The 26316-nt window shown below is 37.8% G+C and carries 25 protein-coding genes and 2 riboswitches; of the genes, 7 read left to right on the forward strand and 18 right to left on the reverse strand.

The features are described from left to right. Window positions 1-51: 51 nt before the first annotated feature. The gene (locus V2145_RS13060; protein ID WP_094911595.1) at window positions 52-1080 is read right to left on the reverse strand and encodes a YkvI family membrane protein; all 1029 of its coding nucleotides are present in this window, start codon (window positions 1078-1080) and stop codon (window positions 52-54) included. A gap of 198 nt (window positions 1081-1278) precedes the next feature. On the opposite strand from V2145_RS13060, the gene V2145_RS13065 reads away from it, so the two are divergent. The 5 genes from V2145_RS13065 to V2145_RS13085 all read left to right on the forward strand — a co-directional run bounded on the left by V2145_RS13065 (window position 1279) and on the right by V2145_RS13085 (window position 10464). Next, on the forward strand, window positions 1279-2181 hold the full coding sequence (locus V2145_RS13065; RefSeq protein ID WP_131886976.1) for an aldo/keto reductase: 903 nt from the start codon (window positions 1279-1281) through the stop codon (window positions 2179-2181). Between the two features lie 243 nt (window positions 2182-2424). Next, window positions 2425-2527, forward strand: a riboswitch (SAM riboswitch). A 106-nt stretch (window positions 2528-2633) separates the two neighbouring features. Further along, a complete protein-coding gene (locus tag V2145_RS13070) occupies window positions 2634-4472 on the forward strand; it encodes a bifunctional homocysteine S-methyltransferase/methylenetetrahydrofolate reductase (protein ID WP_094911597.1) in 1839 nt (612 codons plus the stop codon). Beyond that, entirely contained in the window at window positions 4473-7916 is a 3444-nt protein-coding gene (metH, locus tag V2145_RS13075; RefSeq protein ID WP_094911598.1) for a methionine synthase, read from the forward strand. A 178-nt stretch (window positions 7917-8094) separates the two neighbouring features. Continuing rightward, window positions 8095-9531 carry a carbon starvation CstA family protein gene (locus V2145_RS13080; RefSeq protein WP_094911599.1) on the forward strand — a complete coding sequence of 479 codons (1437 nt, stop codon included), beginning with the start codon at window positions 8095-8097 and terminating at the stop codon, window positions 9529-9531. 129 nt (window positions 9532-9660) lie between these two features. Continuing rightward, window positions 9661-10464 carry an HAD family hydrolase gene (locus tag V2145_RS13085; RefSeq protein WP_094911600.1) on the forward strand — a complete coding sequence of 268 codons (804 nt, stop codon included), beginning with the start codon at window positions 9661-9663 and terminating at the stop codon, window positions 10462-10464. A gap of 32 nt (window positions 10465-10496) precedes the next feature. Here the strand turns inward: V2145_RS13085 and V2145_RS13090 are convergent, their stop codons facing one another. The 5 genes from V2145_RS13090 to V2145_RS13110 form a co-directional block, all read right to left on the reverse strand. Continuing rightward, window positions 10497-10703, reverse strand: a complete 207-nt coding sequence (locus V2145_RS13090; protein ID WP_224840129.1) for a hypothetical protein — start codon at window positions 10701-10703, stop codon at window positions 10497-10499. 49 nt (window positions 10704-10752) lie between these two features. After that, entirely contained in the window at window positions 10753-11085 is a 333-nt protein-coding gene (locus tag V2145_RS13095; protein WP_076513049.1) for a hypothetical protein, read from the reverse strand. Between the two features lie 209 nt (window positions 11086-11294). Next, window positions 11295-11666: a cytochrome-c oxidase gene (locus V2145_RS13100; protein ID WP_094911601.1), complete on the reverse strand. Its 372-nt coding sequence runs from the start codon at window positions 11664-11666 to the stop codon at window positions 11295-11297. 106 nt (window positions 11667-11772) lie between these two features. Further along, the gene (locus tag V2145_RS13105; RefSeq protein WP_094911602.1) at window positions 11773-13068 is read right to left on the reverse strand and encodes an NCS2 family permease; all 1296 of its coding nucleotides are present in this window, start codon (window positions 13066-13068) and stop codon (window positions 11773-11775) included. A gap of 186 nt (window positions 13069-13254) precedes the next feature. Beyond that, window positions 13255-14571 (reverse strand): short-chain fatty acid transporter, encoded by a 1317-nt coding sequence (locus V2145_RS13110; protein WP_094911603.1) that lies wholly within the window; start codon window positions 14569-14571, stop codon window positions 13255-13257. A 789-nt stretch (window positions 14572-15360) separates the two neighbouring features. Here V2145_RS13110 and V2145_RS13115 point away from each other — a divergent pair. After that, window positions 15361-15726 carry a YueI family protein gene (locus V2145_RS13115; RefSeq protein WP_094911604.1) on the forward strand — a complete coding sequence of 122 codons (366 nt, stop codon included), beginning with the start codon at window positions 15361-15363 and terminating at the stop codon, window positions 15724-15726. A gap of 24 nt (window positions 15727-15750) precedes the next feature. On the opposite strand, the gene V2145_RS13120 is transcribed toward V2145_RS13115, so the two are convergent. The 4 genes from V2145_RS13120 to V2145_RS13135 all read right to left on the reverse strand — a co-directional run bounded on the left by V2145_RS13120 (window position 15751) and on the right by V2145_RS13135 (window position 18481). Beyond that, the gene (locus V2145_RS13120) at window positions 15751-16497 is read right to left on the reverse strand and encodes a cell wall hydrolase (protein ID WP_311858742.1); all 747 of its coding nucleotides are present in this window, start codon (window positions 16495-16497) and stop codon (window positions 15751-15753) included. Between the two features lie 521 nt (window positions 16498-17018). Further along, a complete protein-coding gene (locus V2145_RS13125; protein WP_094911606.1) occupies window positions 17019-17345 on the reverse strand; it encodes a hypothetical protein in 327 nt (108 codons plus the stop codon). Between the two features lie 70 nt (window positions 17346-17415). Then, complete coding sequence (locus V2145_RS13130) at window positions 17416-17610, reverse strand: hypothetical protein (protein WP_094911607.1); 195 nt, start codon at window positions 17608-17610, stop codon at window positions 17416-17418. 16 nt (window positions 17611-17626) lie between these two features. Beyond that, complete coding sequence (locus V2145_RS13135; RefSeq protein ID WP_311859342.1) at window positions 17627-18481, reverse strand: patatin-like phospholipase family protein; 855 nt, start codon at window positions 18479-18481, stop codon at window positions 17627-17629. Between the two features lie 242 nt (window positions 18482-18723). Between V2145_RS13135 and V2145_RS13140 the strand changes: the two genes are divergently transcribed. After that, complete coding sequence (locus tag V2145_RS13140) at window positions 18724-18909, forward strand: YkvS family protein (protein WP_094911609.1); 186 nt, start codon at window positions 18724-18726, stop codon at window positions 18907-18909. A 242-nt stretch (window positions 18910-19151) separates the two neighbouring features. On the opposite strand, the gene V2145_RS13145 is transcribed toward V2145_RS13140, so the two are convergent. The 8 genes from V2145_RS13145 to V2145_RS13180 all read right to left on the reverse strand — a co-directional run bounded on the left by V2145_RS13145 (window position 19152) and on the right by V2145_RS13180 (window position 26309). Further along, complete coding sequence (locus tag V2145_RS13145) at window positions 19152-19853, reverse strand: NAD-dependent epimerase/dehydratase family protein (protein ID WP_094911610.1); 702 nt, start codon at window positions 19851-19853, stop codon at window positions 19152-19154. Between the two features lie 66 nt (window positions 19854-19919). Then, window positions 19920-20417, reverse strand: coding sequence for a preQ(1) synthase (gene queF, locus V2145_RS13150; protein ID WP_094911611.1), 498 nt, complete (start codon window positions 20415-20417; stop codon window positions 19920-19922). 99 nt (window positions 20418-20516) lie between these two features. After that, window positions 20517-21248 carry a 7-carboxy-7-deazaguanine synthase QueE gene (gene queE, locus V2145_RS13155; RefSeq protein WP_311858744.1) on the reverse strand — a complete coding sequence of 244 codons (732 nt, stop codon included), beginning with the start codon at window positions 21246-21248 and terminating at the stop codon, window positions 20517-20519. Then, window positions 21241-21684 (reverse strand): 6-carboxytetrahydropterin synthase QueD, encoded by a 444-nt coding sequence (gene queD / locus V2145_RS13160; protein WP_330987828.1) that lies wholly within the window; start codon window positions 21682-21684, stop codon window positions 21241-21243. Before queD ends, queE begins: the two co-directional genes overlap by 8 nt. Then, window positions 21684-22346 (reverse strand): 7-cyano-7-deazaguanine synthase QueC, encoded by a 663-nt coding sequence (gene queC / locus V2145_RS13165; RefSeq protein WP_094911613.1) that lies wholly within the window; start codon window positions 22344-22346, stop codon window positions 21684-21686. Before queC ends, queD begins: the two co-directional genes overlap by 1 nt. Window positions 22347-22518: 172 nt before the next feature. Beyond that, window positions 22519-22562: riboswitch (PreQ1 riboswitch) on the reverse strand. Between the two features lie 66 nt (window positions 22563-22628). Further along, window positions 22629-23735, reverse strand: coding sequence for a GerAB/ArcD/ProY family transporter (locus V2145_RS13170; protein WP_311858746.1), 1107 nt, complete (start codon window positions 23733-23735; stop codon window positions 22629-22631). Window positions 23736-23753: 18 nt separating this feature from the next. Then, window positions 23754-24854 carry a GerAB/ArcD/ProY family transporter gene (locus tag V2145_RS13175; protein ID WP_330987829.1) on the reverse strand — a complete coding sequence of 367 codons (1101 nt, stop codon included), beginning with the start codon at window positions 24852-24854 and terminating at the stop codon, window positions 23754-23756. A gap of 252 nt (window positions 24855-25106) precedes the next feature. After that, entirely contained in the window at window positions 25107-26309 is a 1203-nt protein-coding gene (locus tag V2145_RS13180) for a Ger(x)C family spore germination protein (protein WP_311858751.1), read from the reverse strand. Window positions 26310-26316: the final 7 nt, after the last annotated feature.

The following is a 26316-nucleotide window of genomic DNA, read 5'->3' on the forward strand; positions in this document are numbered from 1 at the left end:
AGGCTTCAAGAGTTGTCACACTTTTTAACACATTTTCATTTACCTGCAGAGTCACCTTTTTTCTTTTTTAATACAAAGCATAACCAAAAGCCCTAATCCAATATAACCAAATATTGGATAAAGAACCTTCAACAATTCTCCATATCCAACCTGTGCAACGAGAAAACACAGCGCAAAGATAAAGACAAATGCTCGCTGATTTGAAATTGGCAATATGGATTGGATTTGTCTAGCAATTCCAAATACATTTCCAATTAGTGTGGTAAAAATCTCACCAAAAACTACTAGTAAAAAGAGCCAATTAACGAAGACACCAATATGTTTTACGACTTCACTCATTGGAATATCCAAGTGGTATGCATATGGCAAGTTCGAAAGAGCTAAATGCGTAGCCACCATCATAAAAGTTAATCCGATACCACCTAAAACTGCACCGTTTTTAATGACTTTTCGATCTTTGACTTCACTCCCCAAAGGAACAAGAACAGCTTGTGCTAGTGCTAAATTAAGGGCTACATACAAAAAAGGGCTAATCAGCCAGTTCCACTCCCCTTGAAAATGAGCCGTTGATACTTGTAAAAATGAAAAGTGTGGGAAGTGTGGAATAAAGATTAAGATTGAAAAAGCAAGCATCATGGGCACTACAAGCGAATTAACAAGCAGTAGACCATTTATTCCTTTTGAAACGGATATGTATGCTAGCCCAATTGTCAGGAGCATTCCTACTTGAGGCCAAAGCCCAAGCTGCTCAGCTCCAATCGCTCCCGTACTTGCTAGCATAACCGATGTGACTCCAAATAGAATAATAACGGTAAAGCCATTGATAAGTTTCCCCATAAACGAACCGAATAAATGCGTATTTAATGCTTGATAAGACGTTGCATCAATTGATTGTGCAATGAGCATCATTTTTGCTCCTAACCAAATAAAGAACAGCCCACTAATTAAAATCCCAAATAAACCGATTGAGCCATATTGAGTAAAAAATTGCACAATTTCTTTCCCTGTTGCAAAGCCTGCTCCTACTACAGTGCCAATATAGGTAGCAGCTACTTGCAGCGTCAGCTTCCATTTCGTCAAGTCCTCCACCTCATTTTCTTTGAATCCACCACTTTTATTGTTTATACCAACGGATTTTATCGCGCAGAAAAGTAGCTTGTACTAAACTATATGAGAGGACAAAGTAAAAAAGACGAGTCTTTAAAGATGTAATCGCTTTATCTATCTGTTATAATCAAAGCGAATTTACTATCTAGTCATTTTGAAAAGGGTGAATATATGCAGTACGTACAATTAGCCGAAGACTTAAAATTCTCAAGAATTATTCATGGGTTATGGCGTTTAGCCGATTGGAATTTATCAACAAGCGATACGCAAACTCTCATTGAACAATGCTTAGAGAAAGGTATCACTACATTTGATCACGCAGATATTTATGGTGACTACAGCTGTGAAGGTTTATTTGGGCAAGCGTTAGCGCAAAAACCTTCTTTACGTGAATCCATGCAGCTTGTTACAAAATGTGGCATTAAACTAACGTCTGATAAATATCCAGAGCGTAAAATTAATTTTTATGATACAAGCAAACAACATATTATTAACAGCGCCAATCAGTCGCTCAAAAATTTAAATACGGATTATGTAGATGTTTTACTCATCCACCGTCCAGATCCTTTTATGAATCCACAAGAAGTTGCGGATGCGTTTATCCAGCTTAAAGAAGAAGGAAAAGTTCGTTACTTTGGAGTATCCAACTTTAAACGTTCACAGTTTGACTTACTCCAGTCATTTTTACCTTTTCCACTCATTACGAATCAAATTGAAATCTCGCCTACTTATTTAAATCATTTTGAAGAAGGCACAATTGAACAATGTCAGCAACATAAGATAGCACCGATGGCTTGGTCACCACTAGGCGGTGGATCCATCTTCACCGCTGAAGATGAGCGCTCTATTCGCGTACGAAACAAGCTAATCGAAATCGGCGAAGAAATTGGTGCAAAATCATTAGATCAAGTTGCCTATGCTTGGCTACTGGCTCATCCAGCTACTATTATGCCGATTGTGGGCTCTGGAAAGATGAATCGAATTGACGCTGCAATTGACGCGTTGGATTTAGAAATGAACCGCATGCAGTGGTTCCAAATTTTAGAAGCTTCTAAAGGACGACCTGTTGATTAATACTAGCTTCTTTTTTAACATGGAGACCTTAACAAATTAATTCAATGTATCCTTCCCCACTTCTTACAAGTTGAAGTGGGGATTTTTATGATTTATTAATGAAATTTTCGAAATTGTCTTGTATAATATAAAAAAATCAGATAAATTAGATAATAAGATTAAATTTCATCTTTATCGTTCGTTTTTTGAACAAATACAACTCTGTACTAATTATGATGAACTAAAATAGTACTCATATATGGATTCTTATCACGAGAGGTGGAGGGACTGGCCCTTTGAAACCTCAGCAACCAGTCGAAATGACATGGTGCTAAATCCAGCAAGCAAATCGCTTGGAAGATAAGAAGAAGCAGTCAAGCCTTCTTCTTACAGAAGGCTTTTTCTTGTTTATTCATTTTTTATTTGAATACAACTGATAACAGATGAAATAGAACGTTTAAGGAGGTTTTCAAATGGGGTTACTTGAAGATTTACAATCACGCATTTTAATAGGAGATGGTGCAACTGGTACCCTTCTGTATTCACATGGAATTGATAGTTGCTTTGAAGAGTTAAACATCACAAAGAAAGAAGAAATTCATCGCATTCATCGTGCATATGTAGAAGCGGGTGCAGATGTCATTCAAACCAACACATATGCTGCTAACTATCAAAAGCTTGCACGATATGGTTTAGAAGACGCTGTCAAAGATATTAACGTTGCAGCTGTTCAGATTGCCAAGCAAGCTGCGAAGAAAGACGCATACGTGGTCGGTACATTAGGAGGTATTCGCTCATTTCAAAAAAACGCCATCTCAACAGAAGAAGTAAAGAGAAGTATACGCGAACAGCTTTTTTGGTTGTTAAATGAAGGCGTTGATGGATTGTTATTTGAAACATACTACGATTTTGAAGAGTTAAAAACCGTATTATCTTTGGCTAGAAAAGAAACATCAAAACCGATTATTACACATGTTTCACTTCATGATATTGGTGTATTACAAAACGGTGCATCCCTTTATGATGCATTTCAAGAATTAGAATCTTTAGGTGCAGATGTTGTGGGCCTGAACTGTCGATTAGGTCCTTCCCATATGATTCAATCCCTTGAAGAAGTGCCGCTTTTAAATCGTGCTTTCTTATCAGCTTATCCAAACGCAAGCTTACCAGCTTACGTAGAAGGAAAAGTAGAGTATGCTACAAACGAAGATTATTTCGTTGAAAGTGCAAAAGCTTTTCGCAATCAAGGCGTTCGTTTAGTGGGTGGTTGTTGCGGCACTACGCCGGCTCATGTTCAAGCGATGTCACAAGCATTAAAGCATGAAAAGCCTATTACGCAAAAAACAGTAAAGATTAGACCACTTGTAGAAATCAAAGAGCAAGAGCAAACAAAAGAACCACACCTGCATGATCTTGTGAAAGAGCGACGCTCAATTATCGTTGAGCTTGATCCACCCAAGCAGCTTGGACCAACAAAATTTCTAGAGGGTGCAAAAGCTCTTCATAAGGCTGGTGTTGATGCGGTTACACTTGCAGATAATTCTCTTGCATCACCTCGAGTCAGCAACTTAGCAATGGCATCCCTTATGCAGCAACAAACGGATGCTCGACCGCTTGTTCATATTACTTGTCGTGATCGTAACTTAATTGGACTTCAATCTCACTTAATGGGGCTTCATACGCTTGGCATTAATCAAGTATTAGCCATTACAGGAGATCCATCAAAGATTGGAGATTTCCCAGGAGCTACGTCCGTTTATGACGTCTCTTCATTCGATTTAATTAGCTTAATTGCCCAATTTAATGAAGGGTTATCTTATTCAGGAAAGCCGCTTGGACAAAAAACTAATTTTTCAATTGCAGCGGCATTTAACCCAAACGTCCGACATTTAGATCGTGCAGTTGTCAGACTGGAAAAGAAAATTTCATGCGGTGCTCATTATTTTATTACGCAGCCGCTTTACTCAACAAAACAAATTGAAGAAGTTTACGAAGCAACAAAGCACTTAGATGCTCCAATTTATATCGGCATCATGCCTCTCACAAGTGCTCGTAATGCTCGCTTTATTCATCATGAAGTACCGGGAATCAAATTGTCGGAAGATATTTTAGCACGCATGGATGCTACTGGAGAAGATCGAATTAAAGGTGAAATTGAAGGATTAGCAATCGCAAAAAACTTAATCGATACTGCATATGAATTATTTAACGGTATCTATTTGATTACACCATTTATGCGCTACCAAATGACTGAGATTTTAACTCGTTATATTAACGATAAACAACTTGTAACGACAGAAAGGAAGAACTAAATGACCTCACTAATTCAAGAACAATTACAGAAGCGAATATTAGTCATTGATGGTGCAATGGGAACAATGATTCAAGACGCCAATTTAACAGCTGATGATTTCGGTGGCGAAGAATACGATGGTTGTAATGAATATTTAACACGAACAGCTCCTCACGTTATTCAGCGTATTCATGAAGAATATTTCGCTGCAGGTGCTGATATTATTGAGACCAATACGTTTGGTTCTACTTCTATTGTGTTAGATGAGTACGATTTAGGCCACCTTGCCTACGAACTAAACATCGAAGCGGTAAAGCTAGCCGTTGCAGCAAGGGATAAGTTTTCAACGCCTGAATGGCCAAGGTTTGTAGCTGGAGCTATTGGCCCAACAACGAAAACACTTTCCGTAACGGGTGGAATTACTTTTCAAGAACTCGTTGAGTCGTACGAAGAGCAGGTTCGTGGATTGCTAGACGGTGGCGTTGACCTCCTTCTTGTGGAAACATGTCAGGATATGCTAAACGTAAAAGCAGCTTTCTTAGGAATTACAGCTGCATTTGAAGCAGCAAACAAAGAGCTGCCTATTATGATTTCAGGAACAATCGAACCAATGGGAACAACGCTGGCAGGCCAAGATATTGAATCTTTCTATCTATCTTTAGAGCATATCAAGCCCCTATCTGTTGGCTTAAACTGTGCTACAGGTCCTGAATTTATGACTGATCATATTCGCTCTTTATCTGAATTAGCAACATCTGCTGTTAGCTGCTACCCAAACGCTGGTCTTCCAGATGAAGAAGGTAACTATCATGAATCACCTGAACTTCTTGCTCAAAAAATTAAAAGCTTTGCGGATAAAGGTTGGCTAAATTTTGTTGGTGGTTGTTGTGGTACTACGCCTGCTCACATTAAAGCGTTAGCTGATGCGGTGAAAGACGTCGCTCCTCGTCCATTAGACCGAACTGAGCATAACCACGCAGTTTCTGGAATTGAGTCATTAATTTATGACGACTCGATGCGCCCTTTATTTGTAGGTGAACGTACAAACGTTATTGGCTCACGTAAATTTAAACGTCTCATTGCAGAAGGAAAGATTGAAGAAGCTTCTGAAATCGCGCGTGCTCAAGTAAAAAATGGTGCACACGTGATTGATATCTGCTTAGCCGATCCAGATCGCGATGAAATTGAAGATATGGAGCTATTTATCCAAGAGGTGGTAAAGAAAGTCAAAGTGCCTCTTGTTATCGATTCAACCGATGAAGCCGTAATTGAGCGTGCTCTCACCTACTCACAAGGGAAAGCAATTATTAATTCCATTAACTTAGAAGATGGTGAAGAGCGATTTGATGCCATTTTACCACTTGTGAAAAAATTTGGTGCTGCTCTTGTCGTGGGTACAATTGATGAAGAAGGTATGGCAGTTACCGCTGAACGAAAGCTTGAAATCGCAAAGCGCTCACACGATTTACTAGTTCAAAAACACGGATTCAACCCTAAAGATATTATTTTCGATCCTCTTGTTTTCCCTGTTGGTACAGGTGATGAACAGTATATTGGCTCTGCAGAAGAAACGGTAAAAGGAATTAAAATGATAAAAGAAGCATTGCCTGACTGTCAAACCATTCTCGGTGTGAGTAACGTATCGTTTGGCTTGCCGCCTGTTGGACGTGAAGTGCTAAATGCTGTATACCTTTATCACTGTACGCAAGCTGGCCTTGACTATGCCATTGTTAACACAGAAAAGTTAGAGCGCTATGCGTCTATTCCTGAAGCAGAAATTAAGTTAGCAGATGCGCTCCTGTTTACGACTAATGATGAGACGCTAAGCATGTTTACAGACTTTTATCGTGATAAAAAGAAAGAATCAAAAATCGAAGTATCAAATTTAAACCTTGAAGAACGTTTAGCTATGTATATTGTAGAAGGAACAAAAGAAGGACTGCTACCAGACCTCCAAGAAGCGCTTACCAAATATAATGACCCATTGGATATTATTAACGGTCCATTAATGAATGGAATGGCAGAAGTTGGGCGCTTATTTAATGATAACCAGCTAATCGTCGCCGAAGTTCTCCAAAGTGCGGAAGTTATGAAAGCATCCGTTGCCTTTTTAGAACCGCATATGGAAGCATCAGAAAACGATTCTGGTAAAGGGAAAGTGATTTTAGCCACGGTTAAAGGCGATGTTCACGATATCGGTAAAAACTTAGTCGACATTATTTTAAGCAACAACGGCTTTAAAGTGGTCGATTTGGGCATCAAAGTAACTCCTCAACAGCTTATTGAAGCTGTACAAAAAGAAAAGCCTGATATTATTGGGTTATCTGGCCTGTTAGTGAAATCTGCTCAGCAGATGGTATTAACAGCACAAGATCTTACTCAGTCTAAGATCAACGTGCCTATTATGGTAGGAGGCGCTGCTTTGTCTCGTAAGTTTACTGATTTTAAAATTGCGCCTGAATATGAAGGTGCTGTTCTATATGCTAAAGACGCAATGGATGGCCTTTCTCTTGCCAATAAGCTGCAGAACAAAGAAGAGATTACTCAGCTTCTTGAAGATTTGAAAGTTCGTCAAGAAAAGAAAGTATTGTTTAAAGAACGAAAACAACAAGAAAGCACAACTGCAACAGCTGTGTTACAAAGGTCTGCTGTATCAACGGATGCTCCGGTGTTTAGACCATCCGACTTAAAACGTCACGTTGTGAAGCATTACGACTTAGCTCAAGTTTTACCTTACATTAACTGGCAAATGCTTTTAGGCCATCATTTAGGACTTAAAGGTAAAGTTAATAAATTGCTTGCTGAAAAAGATGAACGAGCCGTTCAGTTAAAAGAAACCGTAGATGAACTGCTGGAATTAGCTCTAAAAGAAAACTTAATTAAGCCGGCTGTTATTTATCAATTCTTCCCTGCACAATCTGATGGGAATGATTTAGTGATTTATGACCCTGCTGACCAAAAAACAGAAATTGAGCGCTTCACGTTCCCACGTCAAGAGAAAGGACAATTCCTGTGCTTATCTGATTTTGCTAAGCCTGTTGAAAAAGAAATGGATTACGTCTGCTTCTTCTCAGTTACAGCCGGTACAGGAATCCGCGAACGTGCTGCCCAGTTTAAAGAAAATGGTGAGTTTCTAAAGAGTCACGTTTTCCAAGCGCTGGCACTTGAACTAGCAGAAGGGTTAGCAGAACGTGTTCACCAACAAATTCGAGACCGCTGGGGCTTCCCTGACTCTCCGGACTTTACTATGGCAGAAAGATTTTCTGCTAAGTATCAAGGACAGCGATTCTCTTTTGGCTACCCAGCATGTCCAGACTTAGAAGACCAAGCAAAGCTGTTTAAATTGATTCAGCCTGAAGATGTGGGCATTGAGCTCACTGATGGCTTTATGATGGAGCCTGAAGCTTCTGTTACGGCGCTTGTGTTTGCTCATCCAGAAGCTAAATATTTTAACGTACTATAACAAACAAAGAAAAAGCTACCGCTATGTAACGGTAGCTTTTTCCTATTCCAAACATTAAAAAAACTAAAAAAAATAATTTTTCTGAAAAAATACCTTGTCACCTTCTCTGACATTTGTTAGGATAAGAATATTAAATTTTCAAACAATTAAAACTTTTTCTTTTTAGGAGGATGTTCACATGGTTACTTTTTTCGCTTCTATTGCCCTTTTGATTGGGGGATATGCCATTTACTCAAAAGTGGTTGAGCGAATTTTCGTTATAGATCCAAACAAACAAACACCAGCATATGAAAAGTTTGATTCATTAGACTATGTACCAATGAAATGGTGGAAAGGTTCATTAATCCAGCTCTTAAATATTGCAGGTCTTGGTCCCATATTTGGAGCCGTTATGGGCGCATTATATGGACCAGTAGCGTTCATCTGGATTGTCATCGGCTGTATCTTTGCAGGAGCGGTCCATGATTACTTTTCTGGCATGCTATCTCTTCGTCATGGAGGAGCACAGTACCCAGCTCTAGTTGGTAAATATCTTGGAACAAACATGAGAAAAATCATCAATGTCATTTCTCTTGTGCTTATGATTTTAGTGGCTGCAGCATTCACAGCTGGTCCAGCTCAGTTGATTACAAGCGTTACATCGTTACCTTTTATCATATCGCTGATTATTATTTTTGCTTACTTTATTTTAGCGACGGTTCTACCTGTTAATAAAATTATCGGAAGAATTTATCCTTTATTCGGTGCAGTATTAATTTTCATGGCTATCTCAATTGCATTTGCACTTATTTTCATTTCAAAAGAATCTGTACCAAATTTAACATTAGAAAACCTTCATCCACAAGAGCTGCCAATTTGGCCTCTATTAATGGTAACCATTTCATGTGGTGCTATTTCAGGCTTTCACTGCACACAAAGCCCAATTGTTGCTCGTACCCTAAAGAATGAAAAAGATGGACGTAAAGTGTTTTTTGGAGCGATGATTGGCGAAGGAGTTATTACCTTAATCTGGGCTGCGGCTGCAATGACATTCTTTAACGGAACGGGTGGCCTTCAGGAAGCACTTGCTGCTGGTGGACCGTCTGCTGTAGTAAATGAAATTTCAACATCGTGGCTTGGAACATTAGGAGGTATTCTTGCGATTTTAGGTGTTATCATTTTACCAATTACAACTGGTGATACGGCGCTACGTTCATCTCGTATGATTCTAGAGGACCTTGTTAGTAAGAAAAACAAAGACGCAAAAGGCAGTAAAAAAGCAACGTTTATTTATACATTATCCGTTGCGGTTCCAGCTTTTTATTTATCAACAATTGATTATTCATTTCTTTGGAGATACGTTGGCTGGACCAATCAAGTAGTTGCTACTGTCATGCTTTGGACGGCTACCATTTACTTGCTTCAACACGCTAAAAACCATTGGATTTGTGGAATTCCAGCTATGTTTATGACCGCGGTAGTTTGCTGCTATATCTTTTATGCACCAGAAGGTTTAGGGTTAGATTATGGTTTATCAATGGGGATTGGTACAGTGCTTACTTTATTCGTAGGTGGTTGGTATATTAAACAGATACGTACCTATACTAATCAAAACATTAATACACAAGTAGCATGATAAAAAGGCTTCCTTAAATCGGAAGCCTTTTTGTATGAAATATAAGCGTTTTCTTGTTACAATAAACAGGTATGTCTAACTACTTATGGGTAAAAATATGACCGGTTCATTGAAAGGAGCTTTTTTAAGTTGATCAAACTATTTGTCAGCGACCTTGACGGTACGCTGCTTCATCAAGAAAAATATGTTGAAACACATAATATCGAAGCATTAGTAAAGCTTCAAGAAAGCAATATTGATGTTTGCTTAGCATCAGGACGAATGGATAGTGAAATTCTAAAAATTTCATCTGATATTCGAAATAACTTTCATCGAATTAGTCAAAATGGTGCGTTCGTTTGGACAAGAGATAACCTCTCACTACACGCGAAAGTATTTGAAAGTGCTTTAGCGTCCAGCCTATACAAAAAGACATTAAACCCTAATCATGTTGTCTTGGTGTGTTCAAACGATACTAACTATGTAGAAACGAAAAACGACGTTATTAATGAAATTGAAAAACATATGTTTTTCCCAATTGAAGAACAAGGTGATATGCTGAATTCATTCGGATCTACCCTCTCGCCATCAAAGATTACAATCCTTGGAGACCACTCAGAAATGGTAGCTCTTCAAGCCGATTTAACCGAACAGTTTAAAGAGCACATTGATGCCTACATTTCTGCAAAGAATTGCTTAGATATTATGCCCAAGCACATCAGCAAAGGAAATGCCATTCAAATCTTACTAGATCATTTAGGTTTACTGCCTGAAGAAGTAGCATGTGTGGGAGATTCTTTTAATGATATTCCAATGTTTCAACTAACACCTAATAGCTTTGCGATGGCCACAGCTCCTGAAGAAGTAAAAAAACACGCTTCTACTGTTGTTTCGTCTGTAAGTGAAGCAGCGGAAATCGTGTTAGCAAAAAACAATAGCGTTTCTATTAAATAATAAAAAGTGCGAAGCGGCTGCCTCGCACTTTTTTAATGTCTCTTCCACACTGCACGGAGGTATTCTCCCAGGCTGTGTTGAGCACCATTATCTGTCTTACCTGCTTTTACAAGAGCTTGAATCCGCTCTCTTCTAACGATTGTTAAGATAAGCGTCATAAAGAACAGAATGGAAATGCCCATTACAAATAGCGCTAATAATGACGCTACAATGGTTTCTGGCATTGTTAAAGATGACAAATTACCCCTCTCCTTTCTTTTTGTACAAAGGAAGGAGTTAGTTGAATCGCTATCCTAAAAGATTCTTCTGTTCATATTCATTTTCTGCATACGATTTTAAATCCTGAATTTCTTGATATGCTCCTTCAAGACCTTGCTGTTTTGCCTTTTGATTCATATGGTTATATACCATCTTTACCTTACACACTGTTGCTTTAAGAGATGTTTCTGGGTCAGCATCTTCTTTTAAATGAACATTTGCCAGATCTACAATGGAACGAGCTAATAACTCAACGCTATTGCGCAGCTCAACTTCATTATAGACCGCACGATCTTGAAGCTTAAAACGAATAATCTCATTTGCTAACTCCCTCACACGTACAAACTGCTGCTGTTCATTCATAGTATTTCCGCAGTAAGAAACTTATACCCCACTCTTTAGGCGCAATAAGTAACTAGACTTCTTACGGCTGAGCTCCCCCTTTTATTAGGCCTAGTTTGCTTTTAATAAATCAAAAACGCTTTTCTTATGTTATTTTACTATTAGTTATTCGATAAAATAACTCCGTTTTCCTTTATCTCTTTCCCTTTAATTGCCGATATATTATGCCTCTATTCTGACTTTAAATGTGCTAACACATGATAAACAAACAGTAAAATTCCAACCGTTGTTAAAGTAGCTCCTACTGCTATAACAGGCGTTATGCTCTCCCTATTAAGAACCGTCATTAAAAACAACCCTATCATCATAATAGGAAGGCCTAAGTTATGCAGCCACGCATGCATTTTTGCTAACTTATGATTTGAAAAGCTTGGAAACAAATAATATAAAATTCCGGCTAGCGTTAAAGATGTCCAGCCAAGCAAATTGATATGAACATGTACAGGAGTTAGCTCATAGTTATGTGAAATTGACATGTAGTATCCCAATAAAATTCCCACTGCAAAATAAACCACTGAAATTTTAATTAACTTAATTCCCATTCTCATCCCCCCTGACCATACTTATGCACTACTTTATTCTTTTTTTTAGGGATTTAGAATCATGTACTTAAATAAAAAAAGCAGCTGGCAAACCAGCTGCTTAACTTTATGCAATATAGTGTAAAACAAAGTTTAAGAAAAATAACAACGCAATCACGTACATAAACGCGGATACTTCACGCATTTTGCCAATCGCAAGCTTTAAAAGCGGATATGCAATAAAACCAAAAGCAATCCCGTCAGCAATGCTGTACGTTAGCGGAATTAGAGCGATAATTAAAAACGCTGGGAAACCTTCTGATAAATCTTGAAGATTGATGTTCTTGATATTCTGAATCATCAAGCCACCAATAACAATCAAAATCGGTGCAATAGCACTATCTGGAATTAGCTTAATAAAGGGAATAAAAAACAGTGAACTTAAAAATAAAACGCCTGTGATTAAAGACGTAAGCCCTGTTCTTCCACCCGCTGCAATACCTGATGCTCCTTCAACTGATGCAACAGTTGGGCTTGTGCCAAGGAGACCTGCTAAAGAAGCAGAAACAGCGTTTGCCTGAAAAGCTTTTGAAAACTTTTCCTGTTGGTCCATCATGCCTAATTGGCCATGAATTAATCCAATGTTTTCAAATACAAGTACCATTGTTAATGAGAACACTGCAGCCCAAAACGTAATTTGTCCAAGTGCTGTAAACGAAAACGCACCCAAGCCTGTAAAAAATTCTTGAAAGCTTGTAGAGGTGCTACCGTTCGATTGATTTTGAACACCAAATAACATTGCAATAAGCGTTCCAGCAATCATGCTGAGCAAAAAGTTTCCGCGTATATTTCGAATAAATAACACAATTGTAATCATCAATGTCAACAACGTACTAAGCACAAACGGATCTGATAGATTCCCTAATGCAACAAACGTTGTATCACTTGGAATAACCAATCCACCCTTTTGAAGTCCAATAAATGTTAAGAATAACCCGACTCCAACGGTAATCGCTTCTTTTAAAGAGTGCGGTATCGCAGCCACAAGCTTTATAGATAGCCTTGAAAATGCAAGTACAGTGAACAAGACGCCTGATATAAATACAGCAGCTAGTCCCTCTTGCCACGTTAATCCCATTGATTGTACCATTGTATACGTAAATAACGCGTTAATTCCCATACCGGGAACTAAAATAAGCGGGGCATTTGCCCAAAACGCCATCATTAAACAACCAATAACCGATACAGCAACTGTAGCAAAGATTCCTGCTTCTAGCGGAATACCTGCATCTGATAAAATGGTTGAATTAATCGCAATGATATATACAATTGATAAAAAGGAAATAACGCCCGCAACGCTTTCTTTTCCAAACGTTGTGTCATGATGTTTCAATTGAAACACTTTTTCTAATAACGCTTTCAAATTTTCTTCCTTCTTTTCTCAATATCCCTCACCCACCCAGTGTCTAAAAAAGCCACCGTGGATATTATAGCAAAATCCGTGGCGGTTGCAAGAGAAATTTTACGTTTTCTACAGTAATGCCTACTGCATTTATAGTATCAGCATTTTCCGTTCGCTTATGGATAGCATCTTTTACTAATCCATACATTAGAAAAGAAGTAATCCTAGTGAAATGATGACGCCGCTTATTAATAAAATCATGACGCAATATCCCATGATATCTTTTGCTTTTAACCCAGCAATTGCAAGAGCAGGCAGCGCCCAAAATGGCTGAATCATATTCGTCCAAGCATCTCCCCAAGCTACTGCCATCGCAGCTTTAGCCGTTGGTACATCTAACGCTTGAGCTGCGTCTAAAACTACCGGAGCCTGAACTGCCCACTGCCCGCCTCCTGACGGTACAAAAAAGTTAACAATTCCAGCACTCCAAAAAACAAACATCGCAAACGTTGTTTCAGTTGAAATTGAAACAAAGGCTTCTGAAATTACAGCTGCTAACCCTGACGATACCATGATGCCCATCAACCCTGCATAAAATGGAAACTGAATAATGATGCCACTTGTTCCTTTCACCGCTTCTGTTACCGCTTTCAAAAAGTTGCGAGGTGTACCATGAAACAGGATTCCTAAAAATAAGAACAGAAAATTAACAATATCTAAATTTAATAAAAGTCCTTTTTCTACGAAGTAATAGCTTAAAAAAACGATTCCTACAGCACCAATTGCCCATGAAATAATTGGGCTATTTTCTAAGCGTTCTGCCGGTGTCATATTCTCAGTTTCAGCCGCAGCTGCTTGAAAGTCTTTTAACAGCTCAGGATCTACTACGAATGCGTCTTCCTTCGGTGGCATCATTAATCTATTCACAAGTGGTACAGCCACAAACAAAGCCGCTACAATTACTAAGTTAAACGTGGAAAAAATGGTTTGACTTGTTGGAATAAGCCCGATTATATCTTCCGCAAAATGACCTGGTGTCGCAATTGTTAAAGGAACAGAACCTGAAAGCCCTCCATGCCAAATAACAAAGCCGCTGTATGCACTGGCAATTAATAAACGATAGTCGACATACTTCACTTGTTTCGCTAATTCCTTTGAAAACAACGCACCTACAACCAGTCCAAACCCCCAGTTTATGAAGCTTGCTAGCAGAGAGATAACCGATACAAGCACCACTGCTTGTCCTGGAGTCGAAGGCAAACTAGCAAGGCGCGTTAAGCCTTTTTTACATAGAGGACTGCTTGCCAATACGTGTCCTGTTACTAATACAAGAATCATTTGCATAGAAAAAGCCAATAACCCCCAGAAACCTTCTCCCCAATACTGTACTAGGTTTATTGGCGTACTATCTGTAAAAATAAGCCCAAACCCAAACACTGCAAATGTTAAAATAATAACAAATAAAAATGGATCTGGTAAATACCTTTGCATAACCCCGTTGAAAAAACCAACTATGTGTTTCACAGAAGTTCCCCCTTATTCGACTTTTTTTGACGTCATGTATGATATTCGCTTTTTTATTCTTTTTTCCTTTAAAACAGACAAAAGAAGTGAACAGCCGCTCACTTCTTTTCGCCAACAAATCATGCTCCGCAGTATTTCTATGTTTCCTTACTCCGTTTAGCTGAGTAAGCAGGTTTTTCGACGTTTACACTGATAACCCCTTGACAAGTTTAAACGTTATGTTTAGAATTAACTTCCCTAGATTTGAAAATATAAGTGTACAATGTTAGAAATAGTTAGTCTTCCCTGTAATGAAGCACGCCTTGTGGGCGTGCTTCATTTTCATTTATTAAAATAGATACATATGTCTATTACTGCGGGCAATACTACTAACATATTTAGTGCGTGGCTGGTATACAGCTCAGCAAAAAAGAATATAAAAAAAGCGATGAATTTTACGTCCATCGCCCTTTTTATGAAAAGGATAAAATGATTGCATTTTTATAATAAAAAACCCTTTTTTGACCGTGAGTTTAAGGCTTATTCTCCCCTTTATAAACCTCAAAACGTACTATTGTATAAAGTCATCTCCCCAAACAACTTTATACAAACCGAACTGAAATCGCTTACAATCTTAACTTTATGAAATCATTTCCTTTTCGATCTATGTTCATTAAACACTAATTTTTTCAAAATAGCAACCCTTTTTATCGGATTTCTTTAAGTATGTTCTAAAAGATGATATTTTTATATGAAACTACATATTTTATTGAAACATGGGTAAATGATATATAAGAAGGAGTGACAATCATGAGTGAAAACATCGAAGAATATTTAGAAAGAGGACTATATGGTACGCAAGAAACAAAGCAAGCTGAGCGTAAGTATTTTCTCACTGCTTTACGTGAACGAATTGAAATTGCTTTAACGAAGGGACAGGTAATGAAGCCAACCGTTTATAAAGAAGCTGAAAGAACCATCACTAACGTGCAAAATGGACAAGTCTTTTTAAATGGAACTATTGCCTACTCTTTTTTATCAAAATATATTCAAATAGCAAACAAACATAACGTTCCTTTTACTATTGTACAAAACCTAGAAGCTGACACAGATATCGGGCTCGTGGTCACAGGATCAAAAGGTTCCACTGAAAATGAAATTTTTATTAAAAATTAAAAAGCCGTCATCGACGGCTTTTCTTTATTTTGCAAATACATGATTTCCAATTGTTTTTACAACTTGACGAGAACGAATCCAATCATCTGTGGCTGTGTTAGGATTATAAAAGTAAATGGAATCATTTAAGCGATCTTTTCTCATCAGTGCCTCTTCTACTGCACGATGCGCTTCATCGGATGCTGGCTTATTAATTGAGCCATTTTGAACAGGAGAAAACGCATAGCTCGTCCCTACTACTTCCATAATTACTCCGTTAACACTGTTTGGAAATTGCTGTGATTCTACGCGATTTAGGACAACGATAGCTACACCTAATTTCCCTTCATACGATTCACCTTTTGCTTCCGCTTCTACTAAGCGCGCCAATAAATCTTTCTCTCCTTGAGAAATAGACATTGCTTCAGGAGCAGGCTGTGGTTCTGTCTTAACTTCTTCTGCTTCAGCAGGCTGATTCGATTCTTCCGTCTCGGCTGCTTGAACGGCTTCTTCTTCAGGTACCTTTGCATCTGAAATTAGCTCATCAATATCTTGACCATTTGGCTTTTCTGGAATACGAAGGGTCTCTCCCTCATAAATCCAATCATCTGTACGATTATTTTCGTCCATTATATCTTTAATGGTTACACCATATTGTTTACTTAACTGTCCAAGGGTATCTCCCTTGATGACTTTATATTTCGTTTCTGCTACTGCGACTGACTGAATGCTTCCAAGAGCAAACATAGCAGTTAGCATCATGAATAAAGGCTTAACATAACTCTTTTTCATGCGGCAATACCTCCTGAAAATTCGTATGGTACTACTCTAACATAGCGTAGTACCTCTTTCACCGAACGATTCCTTTACATTTCTTTTAGTTTGATTAATAACGTTACGAATCAAACACGATTATGACAATAATCCTATTTATTTGTCATAATGAAGGAATTATTTTGTGCGAAGAGGTAGGTATTACCTTGTTTATATTTCCCTTTTCAGACTTTTGACTCACTTCAAAATCATTTCAATTCTAGAAATAGGTGCACATCTAACTATTCTATAACTACATTTAGTAACAGAAGCAATTAGTTTAAAAGAACTCTAAGCTATATCTTTCCCCAGACATTGTGAGGATATGAGACTCCTATGAGATTAGCGAGTGCTCTGAGACCCTGCAGTTTAAGAGAAGGGTTAAACCGAGCCTTGTCGGAAAAGGGGTTACTCGGAGTGGAAGTCACACCTCACTGTATGCGTTCTTCCTTCTTTCAAAACAAAAAAGATGAAGCGCAATTTTACACGCTTCATCTTCTTTAATCCTCAAGCTCTATTTCTACAACATCATAGAAATCAATTACGAGCTTAGCACCTGTATCATCCATAAACGTAAACGCAGATTGATCTTCTGATAAATCTAGGACATAGCCTGACAGTAGCTGTTCACTATTATCATAAACCGTTGTTAATGAAACCTTTTTATGCTCAACAAACGCTTCTTCTAATAATGAATGGAGGTCGTATTCCCGGTCGTCAGCTGGCCGGTTTGTTAACAGCATCCCATATGTCATTTGTCCATTTTTATCTTTCCATATATAATCTGCAAAATAAAATGGTGCTGTACTTTTTCGAAAATCGTCCATGTAATCCCTCCTATAGCTACATATTACCTTCATTATATAAGCGTCTGCTCAAGAAAGCTAGCGTTTCAACTTAACTGCGAGGCGTTTCAGTATAATAATACGTAAAGTGCCCACCTCGACCAGCTACTCCGCGAAAATGCTTGAAATCTTCTCTTCTTACAAGCAAAGGCTGAAATCCTAAAAAATCCTCTTTACGCACGTGCAGCTCTTGAATCTCCCCGTCACGGAGAGCATCTAGCTGCTTCATTACTTCCTCTTGGTTCATTTATATGTACTCCTTTCTACGAAAAGTCCTTTAACCACTCTTTTAGTTTATCATACTGTTCTGCAGCTTCTTCATATCCCTGCTTATATAAAACGTCTAGCTTTGATCGATTTTTCTCCATTCGTCCGACTACCAATGGCTTCTGTGGACGAATCACAAATATATTTCCTGCTTCCTCCTGCTCGTCAATATAAGCAAGCGTATCATTATAAAGCTTATAGCGGTTCTCTAATGCATCAACTAAACCAGGATACTTACGATAATATCGCTTTGTAAACCAGAATGAACTGGATTTTTTCTTTTGATATCCTTTATTTCGCGTTAACACCACAATGTTTTTCTTAAATCCGTCATTCTCTGCTTTTTTTATCGGAATTGGGTCACTAATTCCTCCGTCTAACAGCTGCTTGCCACCATATTCCACTACCTTTGACACAAATGGAAGCGAGCTTGATGCGCGAATGATGGTCAGCAAATCGCTCTCATGATTGTTAAAATAAACAGGTTTTCCTGTTACGCAGTCTGTTGTCCCTACTACAAGCTGTTCAGTTCGCTTATGAAAAGCATCAAAATCAAAGGGAATTAAGCTAGTTGGAATCTCATCAAATACAAAATCCATTCCAAACATCTCACGCGTCTTAAAATAATTTCGTAGTGACAAGTAGCGGGGATCATCTATATAATCTAGATTAGCTCGACGGCTTCTTCCTACTTGTCGCGATAAATAGGAAGTTGCATGACAGGCTCCGGCCGAAACGCCAATCACATAAGGTAAATATAAGTCTTGTTCCATAAAGTAATCAAGAACCCCTGTTGTATAAAGGCCTCTCATACCGCCACCTTCTAATACTAATCCTGTATTTCTCATAATAATTGACACCTTCTATTTCTAATGTTTTAATCACTAAATAATCCTATATGTCAGTACTATATCGAATTACCCTACTTTTGTCGAAGGATTTACTTAAAAAACCATCTTTTTTTACATTTTTTTAAAAAAACCTTTACTAATTAACCAATTTAAGGCAAAATTGAGAAAAAGAAAATAGAAAGCGTTAACTAGATTTACTTTTGAAAATTTTCTAAAAACATTCTGATAAAGGAGCGATTACGATGAAAATTGCAGAAGTAGGAAACATAATTGAATTTAAAAATGGGTTAAAAGGTATTGTAGAAAAAGTAAATGAGAACTCTGTAATTGTTGACTTAACTTATATGACTAACTATCGTGACCTAGACTTAGAACAGCGAACGGTTGTAAACCATAAAAATTACACCATTATCAATCATGCGATGTAACAAATAACCACCTAGTACAAAGTACTAGGTGGTTATTTGTTACAAATCTTTTCCTTTTGCTCTTTACTTAAAATACCGAGTTTGTACAACATATACGCATACTGTTGCGCTTTTTTAACCGATTTCATTTCCTTCCTCCTCATGCTTTTACTTCATTATATGCATGAAACTAAAAAAGTTTCCTTAAGGAAAGAAAAATAGCTACCTCTAAAAAAAGAAAAAAGCCTCTAAATTCGAGGCTTTTACTTTGCAATTACTTTTTTACCATTTGTAAATGAGTAATAACATTCTCCAGTGAAAATATCTTGGCTTTCGTGGATATGAACACCTGCTTTATCTTCCATAGCCGCTTTCATCATTGCTTTTGCAACATTGTAAGCTTTAATTGGTCGATATTTCTTCCATTTACCAATTAGGCAAAATGAGCAAGACTTAAGAGTGTATTCCCCTACTTTTTCAGCTAAACGAAACTCGTTGCGTTTGCCTAACAGTAGTGATGGACGGAAGAAATGCGTCGAACGAATATATAGGCTCGCAATATCTTCTTCCACCTGACCTTTTACCTTACTGTAAAAGAAAGGGGAGCGCAGATCAGCACCAATTGCTGTAACGGTTAAAAAGTTCTGACAGCGATTTGCTTCGGCACATTTTGCTGCTTTTAGTGGAAATTCATAGTCCACTTTAATAAACTTCGATTTCGTCTTTGCTTTTTTCATCGTTGTGCCTAAACAACAATAGACATCATCAACTGCAAAATCTTTTTCATACTTTTCAAGCTCTGCAAAATCAATTTCGAGCTGACGTAGCTTTTCATGTTCAATTGGCAATGCCTTTCGAACAAGTACTGTCACATGGCTATATAAGCGATTATCCAAAAGCAACTGTAAAAGTTCTTGACCAATAAGGCCGCTTGCTCCTAGTACTAATGCTGATCTTTGTGACATTCTTTCACCTTCTCACCTTGTTGTTGTTTACATTGGAAAACAGGTTGTTAAGACAACCTGCTTTCATTAACGATTATCAATTGTTTCTGGGTATAAGTCGTGATTCATTAATCGATAAGAAGCCATTTCTTCATATTTTGTACCTGGGCGACCATAGTTTGTATATGGATCAATGGAAATTCCACCGCGTGGCGTAAATTTCCCCCATACCTCAATATAACGTGGATTCATCAGTTTGATTAAATCATTCATAATGATATTCATACAATCTTCATGGAAATCACCATGGTTTCGGAAACTAAACAAATAAAGCTTTAAGGATTTACTCTCAACCATTTTTTCATCAGGTATATAGCTAATATAAATTGTAGCAAAATCGGGCTGACCCGTTTGCGGACATAAGCTTGTAAATTCTGGACAATTAAACTTAACGAAATAATCTCGATTTGGATGCTTGTTATCAAACACCTCTAAAATTTCTGGTGAATACTCAAATAAGTATTTTGTTCCCTGATTGCCTAAAAGCGTTACACCTTCTAATTCCTCTTCTTTACGACCACTCATTTGTGTTTCCTCTCTTTCTACGATTGTCATTCTAACAGCGTTTTTTCATTTTGTACATATCTGTTTTTGTATTTTATTTGTAAATTTTTTAAAGAACGCTTACACGCCTCTTTTATTTCCCCATACAAGTGCATGAACCTGTGGCAATACACGTACATTATTCATATCCGGTGAAGCTACAACAAGATCAATTAACCACTCATATTTCTCTAATAATTTGCGGGTTAATGCATCATCATCCGTTGTCGTCAAATCATCGTTTCCTACTTGGACAAAGAAAGGAACTGATGCATAACGCTGATGAATCTGCTTTGCGTAATTGAAATCTATTTCATCAAACACAACCACTTTAATGCTAATGTGTTGACTTCGTCCTTTGTTTTTCAAACGCTCAATAATATCGTCCAACACTTCGTAATTGGTCTTCATTCCTGAACTTGGTGGCTTAGGTGAAATAGTTAAATCATCAATTTTATAAAACCACTCTTGAAAGCGACTTCCTTGAGTCTCAAGCGCGACTTGCTTTCCATTGTTATGCAAGCGGTCCACCAGTTTATCTAAAGATTTTAACAGCGCTGGATTTCCTCCTGAAATGGTTACATGATCAAAACGATCTCCTCCTAGAGCTTGCAGCTCATGCCAGACTTCTTCATCCGTCAATTGACGAATGTCATTTTTGGCTGACCCATCCCAAGTAAATGCGGAATCACACCAGCTGCATGAATAATCACAGCCAGCTGTGCGCACAAACATTGTTTTTCGCCCCACAACCATTCCTTCTCCTTGAATCGTAGGACCAAATATTTCGAGTACAGGAACCTTATTATTCATCTCGCTTCACCTTCTTTGGACGATATACAACGTAGCTTGTAGGAGTTTCACGAACAAACACTTGCACACATACTGGTTTATTTTCAAGCGCATCTAAATGAGCTTGTACAAGTTCATAAATTTTTCGAGCAATCACTTCAGATGTTGGGAAATCATTCGCATCCTCTTCATTAAATAAATGCTTATGATCATTTAAAAGCGTATGGTCGAACTGACCAGACACAATCTTTTTCAACGTAGCAAAATTAACTAAAAAGCCTGATGAATCTAATTCATTACCTGCAATTGTTAGATTCACAAAATACGTATGGCCATGAACCTGCTGACATTTTCCCGCTGACTCATGAGGAACAAAATGCGCAGCGGCAAAGTTCATGTCTTTATTTAATTCGTACGAATAAGGATGTACTACCTGTGGGTAAATTTGCTGAAGCATTACTGTTCCCCTCCTCGTTTCGTTTCAAGGTATTGTTCTAGACCTCTCTTGCGAAGTTTACATGCAGGACACTCTCCGCACCCGTCTGCAATAATACCGTTATAGCAAGTTAATGTATGTTCACGTACATAATCAAGCGCACCTAGTTCATCCGCTAGTCCCCATGTCTCTGCTTTATCAATCCACATTAACGGTGTGTGAATAACAAATTCAAAATCCATTGATAAATTCAGCGTTACGTTGAGGGATTTAACGAATACATCTCTGCAGTCTGGATACCCTGAAAAATCTGTTTCGCATACGCCTGTTACCAAATGACGTGCACCGCTATTTTTAGCTAGTACAGCGGCAAAAGATAAAAAGAGAAGGTTGCGTCCGTCTACAAACGTTGTTGGTAGCTCCCCTTCCTCCTGGCTAATATCAATATCATCTCTTGTCAGTGCGTTAGGGGCTAACTGACTTAACAGCGACATATCTAAAATTGTGTGCTTCACACCAAGGTCTTTTGCAATGGCTTGTGCAACTTCAATCTCTTTACTATGACGCTGACCGTAGCCGAACGTAACGGTTTCCACTTCTTTAAAGTTTTTCAGCGCCCAAAATAAACAAGTCGTACTATCTTGTCCACCGCTAAATACAACAATTGCTTTTTCGTTTTTCATTTTTTCGTCTCCTTTTCCTATATAAAGTCAAAGAAGAAAACATTCCGTTATTTAGATCATATAAAAAAAAGAGATTGCAGTGTTTGCAATCTCCCTTAACTAAGAATCCCTTTCTTATAAACAAAGAAACAGGAAAAAAGCCCCTAAAACGGCGCCATTTGTCATCTCACTGATGATCTTAGTTTTTTATAGAGGGAGTTTACGAACCTCTCCCGCACATAGAGCACGGCATTTCTTCTTTCAATTTTCGTTCTTAACTATACCATACTCCCTTTGAAATTGCTATGTACTTCTATTTTTCTTCCTACTTTTCAACTGGAGAATTAGCAGCGTCACAATTGGAATTACAAACTGCATAGGGATGTGAATCCAAACAGGTACCACTTTTAACCCTATATCTAAATGCTTGACCGAGTTATCGGACATAAAAACTGTCGTCGTGAGGATCGAAATTGCAATTAAAAAAATCAACAGCTTGTGACTATTCGTTTGATAAATCTCTTTTATCCCTACAATCGCTGCATATGCGAAAATCGTTACTTTAGCAAATCCACCAATGATGAGAACGCTAATAGCTAGCATATCCATTCGTTGAATAATATCTCCAATATTTACTTGCTGTACAGTTACAATAAGGGGAATCGTCGATGATCCTACCAAGTGTTGACCTAGCGTAGTTAAGCTGATCAAACTTAGCATACTAAGCATAACCCCACCTATAACTACAGCACGTGTTCCCATTTTCCTAAGAGACCGTTCTCCCTTTACAAACTGATTAAACATTAAGAAAACAACCATTTCTCCAAATGGAAACGTCAAGATAAGAGGAAACACGGCTTTAAAAATTGAGTCGATCCCTTCCCCTAAAATGGGTTGCATGCGATCTGGATTCATAACATCAGAAAAGAAGAGTAACAAGAACCCTAATACAATGAAACCAATAAAAACAACTAATAATAAAACGCTCGCTCTTGCAATAGGCTCAACTTCTAAAAAGCATGCATAAGCAATCACTAGCATCATAATCGCTCCAACAATTACTAGCGGTGTGTGATTCATGGATGTTAATAATAATAGCTCACAAAAGTCTCTTAGAACACGGGCACCAATGTAAATAAAATATAGCACGTACAACATGCAAATGATTCTTCCAAGATGTTTTCCAAAAGCAATTTTTAAAATTGTTGGAAACGTGGCTTCCGGGTGTTTTTTATATAAAAGTGTAACAAGAGCAAAGAAAGGTAAATATATTAACATCCCCACTAAAACGGCAATCCATGCAGATTGACGCGCTTCCTGTCCAATACTCACAATGGTTGCACTGCCGAATAAAAACAGAAGCATCATTGAGAACAATTGAAAATTGCTTATTACTAAGCGTGGATGCATTTCTTTCCTCTCCTTTGCTCACTGTGTTGTGACCGACTTCCATTTAAAAATGCCAATAACTAAAAATATACATGGAATCAATACGCTTAATATAAACAGATAGTACGGCCAATAATTCTGTACAAAGTAGCCAAAATAAGTAGTGTTTGGAATAATATAGTAAGCAGTTGCTGACAAAATCAGTCCAATAGGATAATTTAAAAAATTGGTATTGTTTAAATTGAGAAGCTGGCCCAAGCCTTTTTTCAGGCCATAAAATACAATGGTAATTTTAAAGAAAATTGATAACATCCAAATTATCGCTACCAATACTTCGATATGCTGAATGGTTTGACCAATGGAAATCATTTTTCCTAACAGGTAAGTTGGGTATAAATACATAGAAGCAATATTTGCACCTAAAACTAAAATACAAGACAAAGTCACAATAATAATTGTAAAACCTGAAGCAACTACGCCGTAAAGTAATCCTTTCTTAACATGTTCATACTTTTGAACATGAGGAGTAACCATTAAAATAAGAATTAGTTCCAAAAAAGGATTGGATAAAAAGTAAAAGCTTCCTATATATATTTCGTCTGCTTTTAAATAAAAGAGTGGCAATATGCGTTCAATCTTCATTTGTGGAATATTTAAGATAATTAACAAAACGAATGGAACTAACACCCACGGTAAGAAAATTTCCGAGGTTCTTCCGACCACTTCTATTCCCAAATAGGCAGCATACATAACTGCTATCATGATGAGAATATGAATCCAGCTTGAGTACGTTTCAGGCACAATCTGAGTAGTCATAAAGTTACTAATATCTCTTAGCAAAAAAGAACCCTCTAGTAGCATCACCAGCAAATACAACACGCTAATTATTCCTCCGACATATTTGCCACAAGACTTCTTCGCTATATCAATCAACGTCGATTGAGGGTATTTTTTGATTAACCCTAGTAGAAGCCCTGCAAATAAGAGCCCACTTCCCGTTCCAATAATTGCACAAACCCAAGCGGTGTTTCTTGCCACAGCTAATAATACAGTAGGTACAACTAAAACTGCACTCCCAATGGAGAATACGTAGATTAATGTAAAAAACTGTTTCCCACTTATTACTTCTTTTTGGTTCATACTGGACACCTACACCTAATAAAATGAAGAGAAAGCATCAATGATGGACTGCATCCAAAACTCAAGAGCATACAGCGGAGTTGGAATTGTTATTCGGAAAATAACCGCTACCCACATTACCATTCCTACAGCAGAAAATATTCCATATATCACTATTTCTTTTATTCGTCTTTGTTTATAAAGAGGAAGAATCGCCTTATATGCTAAAAAACTAAATATGCCTAAAAATAGCAGTAAATTTTCCATGCTCCATTAATTCTGCATTTCTTTCATGTATGAGTTATTCAGCGTGCCAAGTCGACGTATTTGTACATCTACTTTTAAGTTCACTTCTAACTCTTCCGAAAAGATTTCATCCCAGTTATCTCTCATTTTGTTCCAATCCTTTACATTTTGCCGGTAAAAGACTTCTCCAAAACCAAAGATGTCACTTTGATAATCGTTTTGTGCTGTTTTAATTGCTCTTTGCATTTTATCTCGCACATCATGTTCAGCTTTTTTCTCTAGTTCAGTAATCATAGCAGGATCTTGCAAGTTAACTTGACACTCTACGTCAGCAACGTTTGCTTCCCCTTTTAAATTCACCTCAATTACAGGCTTTCCATCTTTCATACGACTTTTAATATCCGTACTCGTTCGAAGCATCTCCACTCCAATAATGTCATGAGATTTTTCTTTTTTTTCACATGGAATAACAACGACGGTGCTTTTTACGTTTCCAGTGACGTAGTTGTATCCTTTACTTTCACTTTCATTAAACCAGCCGACAAGTTCATCTCCCTTAAAAATACCAAGGCCTCTAAAGTTTAGAATTGTGTCTTGGTTAATTCGCTGGACATTTTCCATATCTCCCCCTTTTTTACGGTTGCCTTTTACAAGAACAGCGGTTAACACAGGATGTTTGCCCTGGCTCGTTAAGTTACTAATCAGCTCGTTCAGCTTTACACCTCGCGTAGGCGCCCAAACTTTTTGTGACGTATCCAGTGCAGCAAACATATAATTGGCTGGAATTTTTTCGATAGTTGTCAACACATTTAAAACGGATGAAGCGCGTGAATTTTTTGCTACTACGACAAAATAATCGGTTCGCACTTCATGATCTCGTGCGAAAAAATCTAACACTTCAGCAATTCCGTGTTTTGCAATTCCTTCGCTAAGAACCAGCATCCGCAAATGAGATAAGTATATTTTTCTAGGTGATTCAATTGTCATTTTCCTCAGAGCTTCCATGACAGAATCTGCTTTAACCGAATACGTAGTAACGGAGGGACCATTCGTCGGCGTTTGGGCTTGAATGTCACCCGGGTTAATAATTTGAACGGTTAACTCAATTCCATCTTTTACTTCGTCAATACCTACCGCTACGGTGATGGCCAATTCATTTAGCTCTCGACTACTCCAACAGCCTGATAATGGGAGTAGACAGATGCATAATACAAGTACTATTCGTTTCATGCTTCAT

It is taken from the genome of Priestia sp. GS2, assembly GCF_036409025.1.
In the GTDB taxonomy this organism is placed as follows: domain Bacteria; phylum Bacillota; class Bacilli; order Bacillales; family Bacillaceae_H; genus Priestia; species Priestia aryabhattai_A.